The sequence below is a fragment of the Pseudomonas sp. GWSMS-1 genome (assembly GCF_049847425.1).
Classification (GTDB): domain Bacteria; phylum Pseudomonadota; class Gammaproteobacteria; order Pseudomonadales; family Pseudomonadaceae; genus Aquipseudomonas.
The window spans coordinates 1,618,432-1,634,101 of sequence record NZ_JBMHHV010000005.1 but is presented as its reverse complement, the minus strand read 5'-3'; the positions used below and the strand labels follow the sequence as shown (position 1 = coordinate 1,634,101).

15 protein-coding genes are annotated in these 15,670 nt (G+C 57.5%); 3 read left to right on the top strand and 12 right to left on the bottom strand.

All coding sequences use genetic code 11. The features are described 5' to 3' along the window. Positions 1-442: 442 nt before the first annotated feature. The 10 genes from ACEPAJ_RS11095 to ACEPAJ_RS11050 all read right to left on the bottom strand — a co-directional run bounded on the left by ACEPAJ_RS11095 (position 443) and on the right by ACEPAJ_RS11050 (position 10,474). Complete coding sequence (locus ACEPAJ_RS11095; RefSeq protein ID WP_425914872.1) at positions 443-1,270, bottom strand: secretin N-terminal domain-containing protein; 828 nt, start codon at positions 1,268-1,270, stop codon at positions 443-445. Beyond that, a complete protein-coding gene (locus ACEPAJ_RS11090; RefSeq protein ID WP_425914871.1) occupies positions 1,267-1,908 on the bottom strand; it encodes a histone acetyltransferase HPA2 in 642 nt (213 codons plus the stop codon). Before ACEPAJ_RS11090 ends, ACEPAJ_RS11095 begins: the two co-directional genes overlap by 4 nt. A gap of 8 nt (positions 1,909-1,916) precedes the next feature. Beyond that, positions 1,917-2,342 carry a GNAT family N-acetyltransferase gene (locus ACEPAJ_RS11085; protein ID WP_425914870.1) on the bottom strand — a complete coding sequence of 142 codons (426 nt, stop codon included), beginning with the start codon at positions 2,340-2,342 and terminating at the stop codon, positions 1,917-1,919. Next, on the bottom strand, positions 2,335-3,501 hold the full coding sequence (locus tag ACEPAJ_RS11080; protein ID WP_425914869.1) for a JmjC domain-containing protein: 1,167 nt from the start codon (positions 3,499-3,501) through the stop codon (positions 2,335-2,337). Before ACEPAJ_RS11080 ends, ACEPAJ_RS11085 begins: the two co-directional genes overlap by 8 nt. Before the next feature lie 78 nt (positions 3,502-3,579). Continuing rightward, positions 3,580-4,950 (bottom strand): adenylosuccinate lyase, encoded by a 1,371-nt coding sequence (gene purB, locus ACEPAJ_RS11075; RefSeq protein WP_425914868.1) that lies wholly within the window; start codon positions 4,948-4,950, stop codon positions 3,580-3,582. An 86-nt stretch (positions 4,951-5,036) separates the two neighbouring features. Beyond that, positions 5,037-5,897 (bottom strand): DMT family transporter, encoded by an 861-nt coding sequence (locus tag ACEPAJ_RS11070; RefSeq protein ID WP_425914867.1) that lies wholly within the window; start codon positions 5,895-5,897, stop codon positions 5,037-5,039. Between the two features lie 2 nt (positions 5,898-5,899). Then, positions 5,900-6,544, bottom strand: a complete 645-nt coding sequence (hflD, locus tag ACEPAJ_RS11065; protein ID WP_425914866.1) for a high frequency lysogenization protein HflD — start codon at positions 6,542-6,544, stop codon at positions 5,900-5,902. Beyond that, entirely contained in the window at positions 6,517-7,635 is a 1,119-nt protein-coding gene (gene mnmA, locus ACEPAJ_RS11060; RefSeq protein WP_425914865.1) for a tRNA 2-thiouridine(34) synthase MnmA, read from the bottom strand. The genes hflD and mnmA overlap by 28 nt, the downstream gene beginning before the upstream one ends. A 61-nt stretch (positions 7,636-7,696) precedes the next feature. Then, positions 7,697-8,137, bottom strand: a complete 441-nt coding sequence (locus tag ACEPAJ_RS11055) for an NUDIX hydrolase (RefSeq protein ID WP_274089175.1) — start codon at positions 8,135-8,137, stop codon at positions 7,697-7,699. Between the two features lie 111 nt (positions 8,138-8,248). Then, positions 8,249-10,474 (bottom strand): NADP-dependent isocitrate dehydrogenase, encoded by a 2,226-nt coding sequence (locus ACEPAJ_RS11050; protein ID WP_425914864.1) that lies wholly within the window; start codon positions 10,472-10,474, stop codon positions 8,249-8,251. 362 nt (positions 10,475-10,836) lie between these two features. Here ACEPAJ_RS11050 and icd point away from each other — a divergent pair, with 362 nt between their 5' ends. Continuing rightward, entirely contained in the window at positions 10,837-12,093 is a 1,257-nt protein-coding gene (gene icd / locus ACEPAJ_RS11045) for an NADP-dependent isocitrate dehydrogenase (protein WP_425914863.1), read from the top strand. A 72-nt stretch (positions 12,094-12,165) separates the two neighbouring features. Here icd and cspD read toward each other — a convergent pair whose 3' ends face one another. After that, a complete protein-coding gene (gene cspD / locus ACEPAJ_RS11040; protein WP_425914862.1) occupies positions 12,166-12,429 on the bottom strand; it encodes a cold shock domain-containing protein CspD in 264 nt (87 codons plus the stop codon). Between the two features lie 228 nt (positions 12,430-12,657). On the opposite strand from cspD, the gene clpS reads away from it, so the two are divergent. Further along, entirely contained in the window at positions 12,658-13,020 is a 363-nt protein-coding gene (gene clpS, locus ACEPAJ_RS11035; RefSeq protein WP_425914861.1) for an ATP-dependent Clp protease adapter ClpS, read from the top strand. A gap of 29 nt (positions 13,021-13,049) precedes the next feature. After that, complete coding sequence (gene clpA, locus ACEPAJ_RS11030; RefSeq protein ID WP_425914860.1) at positions 13,050-15,320, top strand: ATP-dependent Clp protease ATP-binding subunit ClpA; 2,271 nt, start codon at positions 13,050-13,052, stop codon at positions 15,318-15,320. A gap of 100 nt (positions 15,321-15,420) precedes the next feature. On the opposite strand, the gene infA is transcribed toward clpA, so the two are convergent. Beyond that, the gene (gene infA, locus ACEPAJ_RS11025; protein ID WP_002553999.1) at positions 15,421-15,639 is read right to left on the bottom strand and encodes a translation initiation factor IF-1; all 219 of its coding nucleotides are present in this window, start codon (positions 15,637-15,639) and stop codon (positions 15,421-15,423) included. Positions 15,640-15,670 lie beyond the last annotated feature (31 nt).

Below are 15,670 nucleotides of genomic sequence, written 5' to 3'. Positions count from 1 at the left end.
AGATGCCGTTGGACTCTACCTGCTGCGACGTGATGCACGCTGTTGCTAAACGCTTCCCCGTCCCTCAGGACAACTTCGTTCCAGTCGCAATCTCATCGAACGGCCTTGTGGGCTTTACAACACAAATCGGCTCTGACGGTAAGTTGGAGCGCGATTCGGAGGGCTTTTCAGCACCTCTGATTAGCGGGAGCGGGGCCATCATGCCTCCGCAAAAAGTGTTCGTCAATTATTTTGTAGTGCCTTTCTAATTACTACTACATAATTTTTTTGGCGACCAGCAGGTCAGCCTCTACGGCTCTATCCAGCGGATTCCAGGAGAGGAGACCGGTGTAGGGGTGTTTCACGGGTGGCGACTGTGGCCGCGCCTGCTGGCGGCAACTGATGAGCGGTTCTCGGCATTGAGTAGCGGGCGGTTAGTGCCCTGTGGTGAGTCGTGGCCGGTTTAATCCACCACGTCGACCTTGACGCGAATATTCATGTCTTCACGGCCCAGGGTCGAACGACGTTGCAGGAAATCGCCTTGTTCGCCCTGGCTTTGCTCGCTAACGCCGCCAATATTGATCCATTCACCGATCCGCCCGCTGACTCGCGTATCGGTGCTTTGCACATCGATAACGCCGGGCTGTGATTGACTGAGGCGGTCGCGGTTGCTGCTGATGGTGATATGCACCCGTTCACCACTCAAACTGGCCGTGACATAAAACCCACGCGTTACATTACGGTATTGGGTGGTGCTGTAGGGCTGGCCATAAGTATCGCGGCCACGGGTAGTCAGCGGCACGCTCTGGCCGATCTGGATCAACGCCGGGTAACCTTCGGTAGCCTGCACGTGTTGGGTGCCCCCGCTGCGGCTGTCGGTACTGCGGCGGATGATGCGCACCTGATCGCGGCCATTGATTTCGCCCTGGCCGATCTGTACCTCGGCATCGCCGGCGCTGATCGTGCCGCCGGCGCTGATCGTGCCGTCGGCGCGGTAGCCGCGGTCGGACTGAAAGCCCGATTCATTGGTGTCGACGCTGATCAGCAGGCGCCGTGGTTCGGTGTCGATTTGTTGTAGCAGGGCGCGTATTTCAGCAATTTTCGCTGGCTCGGCATTGACGATCAGCTGGTTGCCGTAGGCGTTGACCTTGCCTTCCTGGCCGAGCACCGATTGCACCACGCCGATCACATCATCGGCCGTGCGGAAGTTTAACGGGATCACCTCGGTGGCAGCATTGACAAACAGGCTGCAGCTCAGCAGCGCGGCGGCGAGTAGGGCACGAACCTTCATAGCAGAAAACTCCGTAAGTCAGCATCGGTGATGCTGGTGTCCCAGGCTTGATCAAACTGCGCGCGGCGCTGACGGTTGCGGCCCGGGTCTTGGTAGAGGGCATAGCCGCTCGCTTGGCCCAGTTCGGGTAACAGCAGCAGGCCGCGGTCATCGGCCAGCAGGAACGCCAGCGCCTCATTAGGGTAGTCCGGGTGCAGCTTGCGGATCTGCAGGTTGCTCGACAGGCGGCGGGAAAGGCTAAGCAGGCGGTGGCCGTCCTTCACCGCGCGGCTTGGATCGCGCAGCAGAATGCGCAACTGATTGCGCGGGCTGGCTAACAGAAAACGGGTGCAAGCCTCTTGCACGCTGCTGTGGTGATAGAGCCAGGGTTCTAGGTCATGGCTGTAGATACACAGGCTGCGCTGAGCTTGCTGTAACAGAGCCAGGGCGTGAGCGCGGGCCTGTTCGGGTTGGCTGAAACGCTCCAGCGCCGGGTGCGCGCCGAGGATAAACGGCGCAGGTTCTGCACGTGGGCTGTCGGTGCTGTGGGTGGGCGGATTGTGCACAGCAAAACGCCCCGGTGACTGAAACTCGATGGCAGGAAGCTCTATGGGCTCCTGCGGTTCGGTTGGGTCACTCGGGGCGTTTTCGTCGTTCATATTGGCCTTTAGGCGCTGTTACGCACCATGTCCACGTGAGGGATGCCAGCTTCCAGGTATTCACCGCTGACGATGGCAAACCCGAGCTTTTCATAAAAGGCGGTGGCGTGCACTTGCGCGCTGAGCATTTGTTGCTTCAAGTCGCGCTGTTCCGCTTCCTCGATTACGGCCTGGATGAGTGCCACGCCAACGTTCAGCCCGCGCCAATCCTTAAGCACTGAGACCCGGCCAATATGCCCATCGGCCAGCAAGCGCGCCGTACCAACCGGATAGTCGCCTTCCAGTGCAAGAAAATGCACCGCTTCGGCGTCCTCGGCATCCCATTCGAGCTCCGGCGGCACCGCTTGTTCCGCCACAAACACGGTTTCACGAATGCGCCGCAGGTCAGCGTTGTCCTTTTGCCAGTCAGCCAGGCGAACGTGTATCTCACTCATCAGCAAACTCCAGGCTGCCTTGCTTGACCAGCTCAACCAGCAGGTTACGCCCTTCGTCATCGGCGAGCCACGGCGCCAGGTTTTCGATGTGCAGGGCGTCCGCAGCGCAGACCAGCTTCAACAGCTCGCGCAGGCTGGCCGAGAGCAGGCGGCTTTGGCCGCTGGCAAACAGCACCAGGTCTTCACCCACTTCCGACCATGCCATGCGAGCGCTGGGGTTACGGATCATCACGGCGCCATCTTCCAGGCTGGCGAGGAACGCCTCTTCGTCGATCTCGATACCGGCGATCAGCTCGGGATAACGCGGCTCGGTCATAAACTGGCCAAACCAGGTCATCAGCAGGCGTTCATCGCTCATGTGCTCAGTGAGCAGGGCTTTGAGGCGGTCCAGGGCGTCGCGCTGAATTTGTGTCGGGTCGCTGGTCGGCTGCGCGTCGGCGTCGCTGTAGCGCTCTTCATCGGGTAGGAACTGGCCGAGAAAGTCGGTGAAATGGGTGAGCACTTCGGCGGCGCTTGGCGCGCGGAAGCCTACGGAATACGTCATACAGTCATCCTCAGCGGTACCACAGTGGGCCAGAAGCGGCGGCAGATAGAGCATGTCGCCGGGCTCCAGAACCCATTCTTCAGTTTTAACGAATTCAGCGAGGATCTTCAGATCCGCGTGTTGCAGCATCGGGCTGTCGGAGTCGCACACTTGGCCAACCTGCCAGCGCCGCGTGCCAAAACCTTGCAGCAGGAATACATCGTAGTTATCGAAATGCGGGCCTACGCCGCCGCCTGGAGCGGCGAAGCTGACCATTACATCGTCGATACGCCACTTGGGCAGAAACTTGAACTGTTCGATCAGCTCGGCCACTTCCGGAACGAATTGATCGACGGCCTGTACCAGCAGCGTCCAGTCGCGCTCAGGCAGTTCGGCGAAGGCGTCTTCCGCGAAGGGGCCGCGGCGCAGCTCCCAGGGGCGCTCGCCGTGCTCGATGACCAGACGCGATTCAATTTCCTCTTCCAGTGCCAGGCCGGCCAGTTCATCTGGCGAGATTGGGCTCTCGAAACCCGGAATAGCCTGGCGAACCAGTAAGGGTTTTTTCTGCCAGTAATCGCGCATGAATTCGCGCGCAGTCAGCCCGCCCAGCAGTTGAAGCGGAATATCAGGATTCATCGCTAAGCCCTTGAATTAATTGAATACCCATAAATAAAAAAGCCCGGCACAGCCGGGCGTCTGGGTGGCTGTTGCCGTTTAGATGCGCTTAGCCTGAGCGACCGCATTGCCGATGTAGCTGGCAGGGGTCAAGCGTTTGAGCTCAGCTTTGGCTTCGGCAGGCATGTCCAGACCGTCGATGAAAGTCTGCAGTGCTTCCGGGCTGATGCCTTTGCCACGGGTCAGCTCTTTGAGCTTCTCGTAGGGGTTTTCGATGGCATAGCGGCGCATTACGGTTTGGATCGGCTCAGCGAGGACTTCCCAGCATGCATCCAGGTCAGCGGCGATGCGCGCTTCGTTCAGCTCCAGCTTACTGATGCCCTTGAGGCTAGCCTCGTAGGCGATCACGCTGTGGGCGAAACCCACGCCGAGGTTGCGCAGCACAGTGGAGTCGGTCAGGTCACGCTGCCAGCGCGAGATCGGCAACTTGCTGGCCAGGTGCTGGAACAGTGCGTTGGCGATACCCAGGTTGCCTTCGGAGTTCTCGAAGTCAATTGGATTGACCTTGTGCGGCATGGTCGAGGAACCGATTTCGCCGGCAATGGTGCGCTGCTTGAAATAGCCCAGGGAGATGTAGCCCCAGATGTCCCGGTCGAAGTCGATCAGGATGGTGTTGAAGCGCGCGATGCCATCGAACAGTTCGGCGATGTAGTCGTGCGGCTCGATCTGCGTGGTGTAGGGGTTGAACTGCAGGCCCAGGTCACCTTCGATGAACTGTTTGGCGTTGGCTTCCCAGTCGATCTGCGGGTAAGCCGAGAGGTGCGCGTTGTAGTTGCCCACGGCACCGTTGATTTTGCCCAGCAGCGGCACGGCGGCCACCTGAGCAATCTGCCGCTCCAGGCGGTAAACCACGTTGGCCAACTCTTTGCCCAGGGTGGTCGGCGATGCAGGCTGACCGTGGGTGCGCGAGAGCATCGGCACGTCGGCGAATTTTACCGCCAGCTCACGGATGGCTTCAGCGGTCTGGCGCATGAGCGGCAGCAGCACGTCATCACGGCCGGCGCGCAGCATCAGGGCGTGGGACAGGTTGTTGATGTCTTCACTGGTACAGGCGAAGTGGATGAACTCACTGACCTTGTCCAGTTCAGGCAGCTTGGCCGCTTGTTCTTTGAGCAGGTACTCCACGGCTTTGACGTCGTGGTTGGTGGTGCGCTCAATTTCTTTGACGCGCTCGGCGTGCTCAACGGCGAAGTTATCTGCCAGTTCGTTGAGGATGGCCTGTGCTTCGGCGGAGAAAGGCGCAACCTCGGTTACACCTTCGTGGGCGGCGAGGCGTTGTAGCCAGCGCACTTCAACCATTACACGGAAGCGGATCAGGCCGTATTCGCTGAAAATAGGGCGCAGAGCGCTGGTTTTGCCGGCGTAGCGGCCATCAACGGGGGAAACCGCGGTGAGCGAGGAAAGCTGCATGGGAGGCGTTCTCGGACAATCGGGCATTGAAAAGGGCGCGTATCATACATGAAATCGGCAGCTAAATTGCGCTTGCTTGCTACCGTTCAGCCGCGCATGCGCCGCGTAATGGATAACAGGCTGGCACTGAAAATCAGTGCAGCCCCAAACCATGAGGTCAGGTCAGGGGTCTCGCCCCAGCGCCACCAGGCTATAACACCGGCAAATACGATCGCCAGGTAAGCAAAAGGGCCGATCAGGCCTGGTGGCGCCAGCGCGTAAGCCCTGGACATGATGATCTGGCTGGCCGTTGCTAGCAGGCCGATCACCAGCAACAACCCGAGGTCATGCTGCGACAGCGGTTGCCAGGCCCAAGTAAGGGGGATGGCCGAGATCAGCGCGCAGAACAGTGAAAAATAGAAAACGATCCGAAACGCCGGCTCGGTGTCGCTCATTTCTCGAATCGAAACAAACGCGAATGCAGCCAGGATGCTGGCGGTCAGGCCAATCAGCGTATGGCTGTCCAGTAGCGCCGCAGAGGGCTTGGCCACCAGCAGTACACCCACGAGGCCAATGCCTGCCGTTAGTAGCATGCGCTTGGTCAGCGGTTCTTTTAGCCACCACCAGGCGATTATTGGGGTAAACACCGGGGCCGAGTAGGTGAACAGCATGGCGTCGGCTAGCGGCAGGTGGGCAATGGCGTAGAAGAAGCAGTACATCGCCGCCAGGCCATAGGTGGTGCGCCACAGGTGTGACTTTAATCGTACGGTCTTGAGCGGTTGAACGCCCCTGAGCAGTATCAGCGGCAGAAAGAACAGCACGCCCACCAGGTTGCGAAAAAACACCACTGATTCGTTGTTGACGCTTGCGGAGACCTCGCGGATCGCGCCTCCCATAAACGAAAAAAGCAGCGCCGAAAGCGCCAGCAATGCCGCGCCGTGTAACGGCTTGACCGAGCGCGTGAGCATGTTCAGCCGCGCAGCAGCGGGTAAAGCTCTTTGAGCAGCTTGCTGCGGCTGAATACCATCTGCCAGCGATGGCCGCCCAGTTGACGCCACAGGCGCGCGGAACGAATCCCGGCAAGCAGTAGCGCGCGGATTTTCGCCGCATTATTGGCTTGCTGCAGGTGGCGCATATCGCCTTGCACCTGAATACGTTGGCGGAACGTGCTGATGGTGTCCTGATACAGGCCGCCGCAGTTAGCGATCACGTTCTCATGGGTGGGGCCGAAGTGCTCAACCTGCTGTTGAACCTGGTCGAGGCGGCTGCCCATGACTTGCAACATATCGCCGCGTTTATCCAGTTGGCGCTCCAGCGAGGTCAAGGCCAAGGCGTAGCGCAATGGCTCGCGCTGCAGGCTGGCAGGGTCACGTTCCAGTGCGCCCACCAGGGCGCGGTAACCCTCGCGCAAATTCAGGTCATCGCCGCCATACACGTCCAGCGTGCTCTTTGGGTCGCGCACCAGCAGGCTGTTGATCATGCATGCCACGGCGGGCTCACTGACCTGGCCGGTTCGCGCCAGCGTGTCGACCAATACGGCGGACTCGAATACCGCCCCGAGGGCGATCAACTGTTCACGGATTGGATTCACGTCTGCTGCTCCTGCGTGGTCCATGGCTCGGCGACTTCAATCACACCGCCACCCAGGCAGATTTCACCGTCGTAAAACACCACGGATTGCCCTGGCGTAACCGCGCGCTGCGGCTCGACAAACGTCGCACGGAAGCCGCTGGCGGTTTGTTCCAGCGTGCAGGCTTGATCGCTCTGGCGATAGCGCACTTTGGCGGTCAGCTCACGCGGGATGGTTAAATCTACCGGGTTGACCCAGTAAATCTCGGAGGCGAGCAGGGCGCGGCTAAACAACAAGGGGTGCTGATTGCCTTGGCCTACCACCAGCACGTTACGCGTAAGGTCTTTTTGCAGCACATACCAAGGCTCATCACTGGCATCTTTCAGGCCGCCAATGCCCAAGCCCTGGCGCTGGCCAATGGTGTGGTACATCAGGCCATGGTGGCGACCGATGACTTCACCCTCAGTGGTTTCGATATTGCCCGGTTGCGCCGGCAGGTATTGCTTGAGGAAGTCGCTGAAGCGCCGCTCACCGATAAAGCAGATACCCGTGGAGTCTTTCTTCTTCGCCGTGGCCAGCTGGTATTTCTCGGCAATGGCGCGCACGGCAGGTTTTTCCAGCTCGCCAACCGGGAACAGCGTTTTAGCAATCTGCTCGCCACCCACGGCATGCAGGAAGTAGCTCTGATCCTTATTCGGATCCAAGCCTTTAAGCAGCTCTGTGCGGCCGTCGATGTCGCGCCGACGCACATAGTGGCCGGTGGCAATCAGGTCGGCACCCAGCATCAGGGCGTAGTCGAGGAAAGCCTTGAACTTGATTTCGCGGTTACACAGGATGTCCGGGTTGGGCGTTCGCCCGGCCTTATATTCGGCCAGGAAGTGCTCGAACACGTTGTCCCAGTATTCGGCGGCGAAGTTGGCAGTGTGCAGCTTGATGCCAATCTTGTCGCACACCGCCTGCGCATCCGCCAGATCGTCCATGGCGGTGCAGTAGTCGGTGCCGTCGTCTTCGTCCCAGTTCTTCATGAACAGGCCTTCGACCTGATAGCCCTGTTCGAGCAGGAGCACGGCGGAAACGGAGGAATCTACGCCGCCGGACATGCCGACGATGACGCGTTGGGTGCTTGGCTCTTGCATGGGAATACTGGACACGGCTTAGAAAAAGAGGGCGATTCTAGCAGGCTGAGGTGCTTGGCCGTTAATCGCGGATGAGTGACAACGGAAAACAGTGCCCGCTCAGGTAGTCATCAATACAGCGCACTACCAACTCACTGCGCCAGCGCTCGGGTTGCGCCGCTAGCTCGTCACGGGTCAGCCAGCGTGGGCCTATGATGCCGTGATCCAGCGTGTATTCGGGATGATGGCGCAGCGCTTTACCGGCAAAACATACGCGCTGGTAAGTCACGCCATTGCTCGGGGCGGTGTACAGGTAGATCCCCGTAACGCCCGTCAGCTCGATATCCCAGCCGGTTTCTTCAAGCGTTTCGCGAATGGCGGCTTGCAGCAGGCTTTCGTTGGCGTCCAAGTGGCCAGCGGGCTGATTGAATACCGCTCGTCCCTCGGCCATTTCTTCAACCAAGAGGAAGCGCCCCTGGTCCTCGATGACGGTGGCGACGGTGATGTGTGGCTGCCAATCCATAGGTACTTACCTGTTGTTAAACATAAGTTATAGGTGATTGCTGCGCGGCTAAACGCAGAACCCCAGCGCAAGGCCGGGGGTTCTGGATTACTACAGGTTGAGCGTCAAGCGTTACGCCAGTGCAGCAAGGGCCGCATTAAACGTAGCGCTGGGGCGCATAACCTGACTGGTCAGCTGCGGGTTGGAGCGGTAGTAGCCGCCAATGTCCACAGGCTTGCCCTGCACAGCACTGAGCTCCGCAACGATCGTGGCTTCATTCTCGCTCAGGGCTTTGGCCAATGGCGCGAACTGCGCTTGTAGGGCCAGGTCTTCAGTCTGCGCCGCCAGCTCCTGTGCCCAGTAGAGTGCCAGGTAGAAGTGGCTACCACGGTTATCCAGCTCGCCGGTTTTGCGCGATGGCGACTTGTTGCTGTCGAGCAACTTGCCGGTCGCGGCATCCAGGGTGGTGCCCAGTAGTTTAGCTTTGGCGTTGTTGGTCTTGATGCCGGTCTCTTCCAGAGATACCGCCAGGGCCAGGAACTCGCCCAGCGAGTCCCAGCGCAAGTGGTTCTCTTCGATCAGCTGCTGCACGTGCTTGGGGGCTGAACCGCCTGCACCTGTTTCGTACATGCCGCCGCCTGCCATCAATGGAACGATGGAGAGCATCTTCGCCGAGGTGCCCAGCTCCATGATTGGGAACAGGTCGGTCAGGTAGTCACGCAATACGTTGCCTGTCACCGAAATGGTGTCCAGACCACGAATCAAGCGCTCCATGCTCACGCGGATGGCTTGGTTGTAATCCATCATGCGGATGTCCAGGCCGGTGAGGTCGTGGTCCTGCAGATAAACTTCAACCTTCTTCTGCAGCTCGCGGTCGTGAGCGCGCTCTGGGTCGAGCCAGAAAATTGCCGGGGTGTTGGATTGGCGGGCACGGGTAACGGCCAGCTTGACCCAGTCACGGATCGGCGCGTCTTTGGTCTGGCAGGCACGCCAGATATCGCCGGCTTCAACTTCGTGCTGCATCAGAACGGTGCCATCGGCCAGCACAACACGCATGCTGCCATCAACGGTCATTTCGAAGGTTTTATCGTGCGAGCCGTACTCTTCAGCCTTCTGCGCCATTAGGCCAACGTTCGGTACGCTGCCCATGGTGGTAGGGTCGAACGCGCCGTTGGTTTTGCAGAAGTTGATCATTTCTTGGTAGATGCGGGCGTAGGTGCTTTCCGGCATCACCGCTTTGGTGTCCTTGAGCTTGCCGTCTTTGCCCCACATTTGCCCGGAGCTACGGATCATCGCTGGCATCGAAGCGTCGACGATCACGTCGCTAGGGATGTGCAGGTTGGTGATGCCCTTGACCGAGTCAACCATGGCCATTTCAGGACGACCGCTGTAGCAGGCGTGGATGTCGTCGAGAATATCTTCCTGCTGCGAGGCTGGCAGGGATTTGATTTTGTCGTAAACGCTGCTGATACCGTTGTTCGGGTTTACGCCCAGCTCTTCGAACAGCTTGCCGTATTTATCGAACACATCTTTGTAGTAAACGCTGACGGCGTGACCAAAGACGATCGGGTGAGACACCTTCATCATGGTCGCCTTGACGTGCAGGGACCACATTACACCGGTGTCCTTGCAGTCCTGCAGAGTCTTCTCGAAGAAGTCGCGCAGCTTGCGGCAGCTCATGTACATGCTGTCGAAGACTTCGCCTTCTTGCAGAGTGAGTTGCTTTTTGACCTCAACCGTGCCGTCTTTACCAACAAATTCAATGCGCACGTCACCGGCGTTTGCCATGGTGATCGACTGCTCGCTGGAGAAGAAGTCGCCGCCGCGCATGTAGTCCGCGTGGGACTGCGAAGCCATGCTCCACTTACCCATCGAATGCGGGTTTTTACGCACGAAGGCTTTTACCGCGGCTGGTGCGCGACGGTCGGAGTTGCCTTCACGCAGAACTGGGTTGACCGCGCTGCCGAGCACTTTGCTGTAACGCGCACGCGCTTCTTTCTCAGCGTCGGTGTGCGGGTCTTCAGGGAAGTTGGGGATGTTATAGCCCTGGGCCTGCAGTTCGGCGATAGCGGCTTTGAGCTGCGGCACCGAGGCACTGACGTTTGGCAGTTTGATGATGTTGGCTTCGGGAGACGTTGCCAGAACGGCCAGTTTGGCCAGGTCATCATCGACCTGCTTGTCGGCATCCAACTGGTCAGCAAAGCTGGCGAGGATGCGCGCTGCAAGAGAGATATCGCGTGTTTCGACAGCGATGCCAGCAGAGGCTGCGAAGGCTTCTACAATAGGTAGAAGCGAATAGGTCGCAAGGGCTGGGGCTTCGTCAGTGAAGGTATAAATGATCTTCGAAGGGGTGGACATTTAGAGTTAACTCTCTTCTTTGCTGAGCGTACATAAGCACTCGACATGCGCAGGTAAGCGCACAAGCCCAATGAAGAGCGGGCCTGAAATCGAGGTCTTGCCGCGGTGATGTTGGATGCACCAGTAGAGTGTTGAGCATTTCGAGCCGTTGAATCGCTGTAGCAGTTCGACGGTATCAAGACGCGAGCCACTTATTCGGGGTACCTACGCCTCATGACCTGTTGGTCAGCGCGCAGTATATCACTGCGGCAGCGCGTCGCAGAATGCCTTGGCGCATAAGACCAACGAACATATGGTTTCGCCCGAATCAAGTGGGTTACTCTCGGGTGATCTGACGGTTTAACCACAAGACGGAGTCCAGCATGGGATACCAAAAGATCCAGGTGCCAGCAATCGGTGACAAAATCACCGTTAATGCCGATACATCTCTGAACGTACCTAATAATCCAATCATTCCCTTCATTGAAGGTGATGGCATCGGCGTTGATATCAGCCCGGTGATGATCAAGGTCGTCGATGCTGCCGTTCACAAAGCCTATGGTGGCGAGCGCAAGATCTCCTGGATGGAAGTGTACGCCGGCGAAAAAGCCACTCAGGTTTACGATCAGGACACCTGGCTGCCTCAGGAAACTCTGGATGCAGTCAAAGATTACGTGGTGTCCATCAAGGGCCCGCTGACCACGCCGGTGGGTGGCGGCATCCGCTCCCTGAACGTGGCCCTGCGTCAGCAGCTTGATTTGTACGTCTGCCTGCGCCCAGTGCGTTGGTTTGAAGGCGTACCAAGCCCGGTGAAGAAACCTGGTGACGTCGACATGACTATCTTCCGTGAAAACTCAGAAGACATTTATGCCGGTATCGAGTGGAAAGCTGGCTCACCGGAAGCGAACAAGGTGATCAAATTCCTCAAAGAGGAAATGGGCGTTACCAAAATTCGCTTTGACCAGGACTGCGGTATCGGCGTTAAGCCAGTGTCCAAGCAGGGCACCAAGCGTCTCGCGCGCAAGGCATTGCAGTATGTGGTCGATAACGACCGCGACTCTCTGACCATCGTGCACAAAGGCAACATCATGAAGTTCACCGAAGGTGCCTTCAAAGAGTGGGCTTACGAAATTGCGGCTGAAGAGTTCGGCGCAACCCTGCTCGATGGCGGCCCTTGGATGCAGTTCAAGAACCCGAAAACCGGTAAGAACGTCATCGTTAAGGATGCTATCGCCGACGCCATGCTGCAGCAGATCCTGTTGCGCCCAGCCGAGTATGATGTGATTGCCACGCTAAACCTCAATGGCGATTACCTATCCGACGCCCTGGCTGCTGAAGTGGGTGGTATTGGTATTGCTCCAGGCGCCAACCTCTCTGACACCATTGCGATGTTCGAGGCCACTCACGGCACTGCGCCGAAGTACGCCGGCAAAGATCAGGTGAACCCAGGCTCGCTGATCCTTTCTGCCGAAATGATGCTGCGCCATATGGGCTGGGTCGAAGCCGCTGACCTGATCATCAAGGGCACCAATGGCGCTATCTCGGCCAAGACTGTGACTTATGATTTTGAGCGACTGATGGATGGTGCCAAGCTGCTGTCTTGCTCGGCATTTGGCGATGCACTGATTTCGCATATGTAAGCGAAGCGCGAATAAAGAGGCCGATCATTTGACCGGCCTTTTTATTGGGCGATTACTCGTCCATAAGCGGCGTCAGGCTTGTACCGGTGAGTCCTGGTTTTGCTTAATTGCGGCGGGTGCGTCATTGGCAGCAAAAGCCGTACTAATGTTTACAGCGTGGAGCCCTTTGGGGCCTTGAATAATATCGAAGCTTACTGGCTGGCCAGCCTTCAGGGTTTTATAGCCGTCCATCTGGATGGCCGAGTAATGGGCGAACAGGTCCTCATCTCGACCATCGGCCACGATAAACCCGTAACCTTTGGCGTTGTTGAACCACTTGACCTTACCGCTAACCATGCTGATATCCCTCTGCAAAGGACTCCATCACTGGAGTATCATCCACCTCATTCCACACGTTGCTTGACATGCGCCAGCAACACTGCGAAACCCCTTTAATACCCGCACAGGGTATTCATTGTTTGTAACACCGTTTTGCCGATAGTCAAGGCAATGCTGTAACTGGCTGAGAAGCCGGTCAAACTCTGTCCTGTACAGACTATTCGCCCATCAACGAAGCTATTCAGCATGCATGCACGTAGCCAGATTCGACTAACATCCAACCAAGACGATCCCTCCGAGCATGAGGATGATTCCTATGGCTTAGCCGTACAGGAGGCCAAGCCCGCATTGCAGGCGCCTCCGATGTACAAGGTGATCTTGTTCAATGATGACTACACGCCTATGGATTTTGTCGTCGAGATTCTTGAGGTGTTTTTCAGCCTGAATCGAGAGCAAGCGACCAAAATCATGCTGGCCGTCCATACAGAGGGGCGGGCAGTGTGCGGAATTTTTACTCGCGATATTGCTGAAACCAAAGCGACACAGGTGAATCAATATGCGAGAGAGAGCCAGCATCCGCTACTCTGTGAAATAGAGAAGGACGGTTAACGCCGGCCACTTGGGCATGAGGTGAAGCTATGTTAAATCGAGAGCTCGAAGTTACCCTCAATCTGGCTTTCAAGGAGGCTCGTACCAAGCGTCATGAATTCATGACAGTTGAGCACTTGTTACTTGCCCTTCTGGATAACGAAGCTGCCGCCAGCGTATTGCGCGCTTGCGGGGCCAACCTGGATAAACTGCGGCATGATCTGCAGGAATTTATCGACTCCACCACGCCACTGATCCCTCAACACGACGAAGAGCGCGAGACGCAGCCTACGCTGGGTTTTCAGCGCGTTTTGCAGCGCGCGGTTTTCCATGTGCAAAGCTCTGGGAAGCGTGAAGTGACCGGCGCCAATGTGCTGGTTGCGATCTTTAGCGAGCAGGAAAGTCAGGCTGTATTTCTGCTTAAGCAGCAGAGCGTTGCGCGTATCGATGTGGTCAACTTTATTGCTCATGGTATTTCCAAGGTGCCCGGTCACGGCGGTCATGCGGAAACCGAGCAGGAAATGCAGGACGAAGAGGGCGGTGAATCTGCCAGTTCCAGCAATCCGTTAGATGCCTATGCCAGCAACCTCAACGAACTGGCTCGCCAGGGTCGTATTGACCCACTGGTGGGGCGTGAGATGGAAGTTGAGCGTGTTGCGCAGATTCTCGCTCGACGCCGCAAGAATAACCCTCTGCTGGTCGGTGAGGCCGGCGTGGGTAAGACAGCCATTGCCGAAGGACTGGCCAAGCGCATTGTCGATAAGCAAGTGCCTGACTTGCTGGCGGATAGCGTGGTCTATTCACTGGATCTTGGTGCGCTGCTGGCAGGGACCAAATATCGTGGTGACTTCGAAAAACGCTTGAAGGCGTTACTGAATGAGTTACGCAAGCGCCCGCATGCCATTCTGTTTATTGATGAAATCCACACTATTATTGGCGCAGGCGCTGCTTCTGGTGGGGTGATGGATGCCTCCAACCTACTCAAGCCCATGCTGTCTTCAGGGGAGATTCGCTGCATTGGTTCGACGACCTTCCAAGAATTCCGCGGCATCTTCGAGAAAGACCGCGCCCTGGCACGGCGCTTCCAGAAAGTTGACGTGGTTGAGCCTTCGGTAGAGGACACCATCGGTATCTTGCGCGGCCTGAAAGGTCGCTTTGAGCAGCACCACAGCATCGAGTACAGCGATGAGGCTTTACGGGCCGCTGCGGAGCTGGCTTCGCGCTATATCAATGATCGGCACATGCCGGACAAGGCTATCGATGTCATCGATGAGGCAGGGGCTTATCAGCGCCTGCAGCCACTAGATAAGCGCTTGACCCGTATTGATGTGGCGCAGGTTGAAGACATCGTGGCGAAAATCGCCCGCATTCCGCCGAAGCACGTCAGCAGCTCGGATAAAGAACTGCTGCGTAACCTTGAGCGCGACTTGAAGCTCACTGTGTTTGGCCAGGACGATGCGATTGACTCGCTGTCCACGGCAATCAAACTGTCACGCGCCGGCCTTAAATCGCCCGATAAGCCGGTCGGCTCGTTTTTGTTTGCCGGCCCCACCGGGGTTGGTAAGACTGAAGCGGCGCGCCAGCTGGCGAAAGCCTTGGGCGTTGAATTGGTGCGTTTCGACATGTCCGAGTACATGGAGCGCCATACCGTGTCGCGCCTGATTGGTGCGCCGCCTGGCTATGTCGGCTTTGATCAGGGCGGCTTGTTAACCGAGGCCATAACCAAAACGCCGCACTGTGTGCTGCTGCTTGATGAGATCGAAAAGGCTCACCCTGAAGTCTTTAACCTGCTGCTGCAGGTCATGGACCACGGAACCCTGACCGATAACAACGGCCGCAAAGCAGACTTCCGTAACGTGATTGTGATCATGACGACTAACGCAGGGGCTGAAACGGCTGCGCGGGCATCCATTGGCTTCACCCATCAGGACCACTCGTCTGATGCCATGGAAGTGATCAAGAAAAGCTTCACGCCTGAATTCCGCAACCGCCTGGATACTATTATTCAGTTCGGACGCCTGAGTCACGAGGTGATTAAAAGCATCGTCGACAAGTTTCTTACCGAACTGCAGGCGCAGCTTGAGGACAAGCGGGTTACGCTGGAAGTCAGTAGTGCGGCGCGCAGCTGGTTGGCGCAGAGCGGTTATGACGTGCAAATGGGGGCTCGGCCAATGGCGCGCTTGATTCAGGACAAGATCAAGCGTCCGCTGGCGGAAGAGATTCTCTTTGGTGAGCTGGCTGACCACGGTGGCGTGGTACACATCGACATGGAAGATGGCGAGCTGACCTTCGAGTTTGAAACCACGGCAGAAATGGCTTAAGCGTAGTTTTCTTTCGCCCACAAAAACGCCCGGCAATGCCGGGCGTTTTTGCTTGAGCTTGGTGTAACAGATGCCGGAAAACTAGGTTTTCAGCGGCCTGTTAACGGGCGCGATAGGTAATACGGCCCTTGCTCAAGTCATAAGGCGTAAGTTCAACGCGAACTTTGTCACCAGTCAGAATGCGGATGTAATTTTTGCGCATCTTTCCGGAGATGTGCGCAGTAACGACGTGCCCATTTTCCAACTCCACACGGAACATGGTGTTGGGCAGGGTGTCGACGACAGTGCCTTCCATTTCGAAGCTGTCTTCTTTCGACATGCAGTAAAGCCCTCGGTATCCAATGAATGGC

What these genes read in the sequence shown, in the direction of transcription:
- ACEPAJ_RS11095 (WP_425914872.1), bottom strand. Translation starts at nt 1,270, where the DNA reads ATGAAGGTTCGTGCCCTACTCGCCGCCGCGCTGCTGAGCTGCAGCCTG.
- ACEPAJ_RS11090 (WP_425914871.1), bottom strand. Translation starts at nt 1,908, where the DNA reads ATGAACGACGAAAACGCCCCGAGTGACCCAACCGAACCGCAGGAGCCC.
- ACEPAJ_RS11085 (WP_425914870.1), bottom strand. Translation starts at nt 2,342, where the DNA reads ATGAGTGAGATACACGTTCGCCTGGCTGACTGGCAAAAGGACAACGCT.
- ACEPAJ_RS11080 (WP_425914869.1), bottom strand. Translation starts at nt 3,501, where the DNA reads ATGAATCCTGATATTCCGCTTCAACTGCTGGGCGGGCTGACTGCGCGC.
- purB (WP_425914868.1), bottom strand. Translation starts at nt 4,950, where the DNA reads ATGCAGCTTTCCTCGCTCACCGCGGTTTCCCCCGTTGATGGCCGCTAC.
- ACEPAJ_RS11070 (WP_425914867.1), bottom strand. Translation starts at nt 5,897, where the DNA reads ATGCTCACGCGCTCGGTCAAGCCGTTACACGGCGCGGCATTGCTGGCG.
- hflD (WP_425914866.1), bottom strand. Translation starts at nt 6,544, where the DNA reads ATGGACCACGCAGGAGCAGCAGACGTGAATCCAATCCGTGAACAGTTG.
- mnmA (WP_425914865.1), bottom strand. Translation starts at nt 7,635, where the DNA reads ATGCAAGAGCCAAGCACCCAACGCGTCATCGTCGGCATGTCCGGCGGC.
- ACEPAJ_RS11055 (WP_274089175.1), bottom strand. Translation starts at nt 8,137, where the DNA reads ATGGATTGGCAGCCACACATCACCGTCGCCACCGTCATCGAGGACCAG.
- ACEPAJ_RS11050 (WP_425914864.1), bottom strand. Translation starts at nt 10,474, where the DNA reads ATGTCCACCCCTTCGAAGATCATTTATACCTTCACTGACGAAGCCCCA.
- icd (WP_425914863.1), top strand. Translation starts at nt 10,837, where the DNA reads ATGGGATACCAAAAGATCCAGGTGCCAGCAATCGGTGACAAAATCACC.
- cspD (WP_425914862.1), bottom strand. Translation starts at nt 12,429, where the DNA reads ATGGTTAGCGGTAAGGTCAAGTGGTTCAACAACGCCAAAGGTTACGGG.
- clpS (WP_425914861.1), top strand. Translation starts at nt 12,658, where the DNA reads ATGCATGCACGTAGCCAGATTCGACTAACATCCAACCAAGACGATCCC.
- clpA (WP_425914860.1), top strand. Translation starts at nt 13,050, where the DNA reads ATGTTAAATCGAGAGCTCGAAGTTACCCTCAATCTGGCTTTCAAGGAG.
- infA (WP_002553999.1), bottom strand. Translation starts at nt 15,639, where the DNA reads ATGTCGAAAGAAGACAGCTTCGAAATGGAAGGCACTGTCGTCGACACC.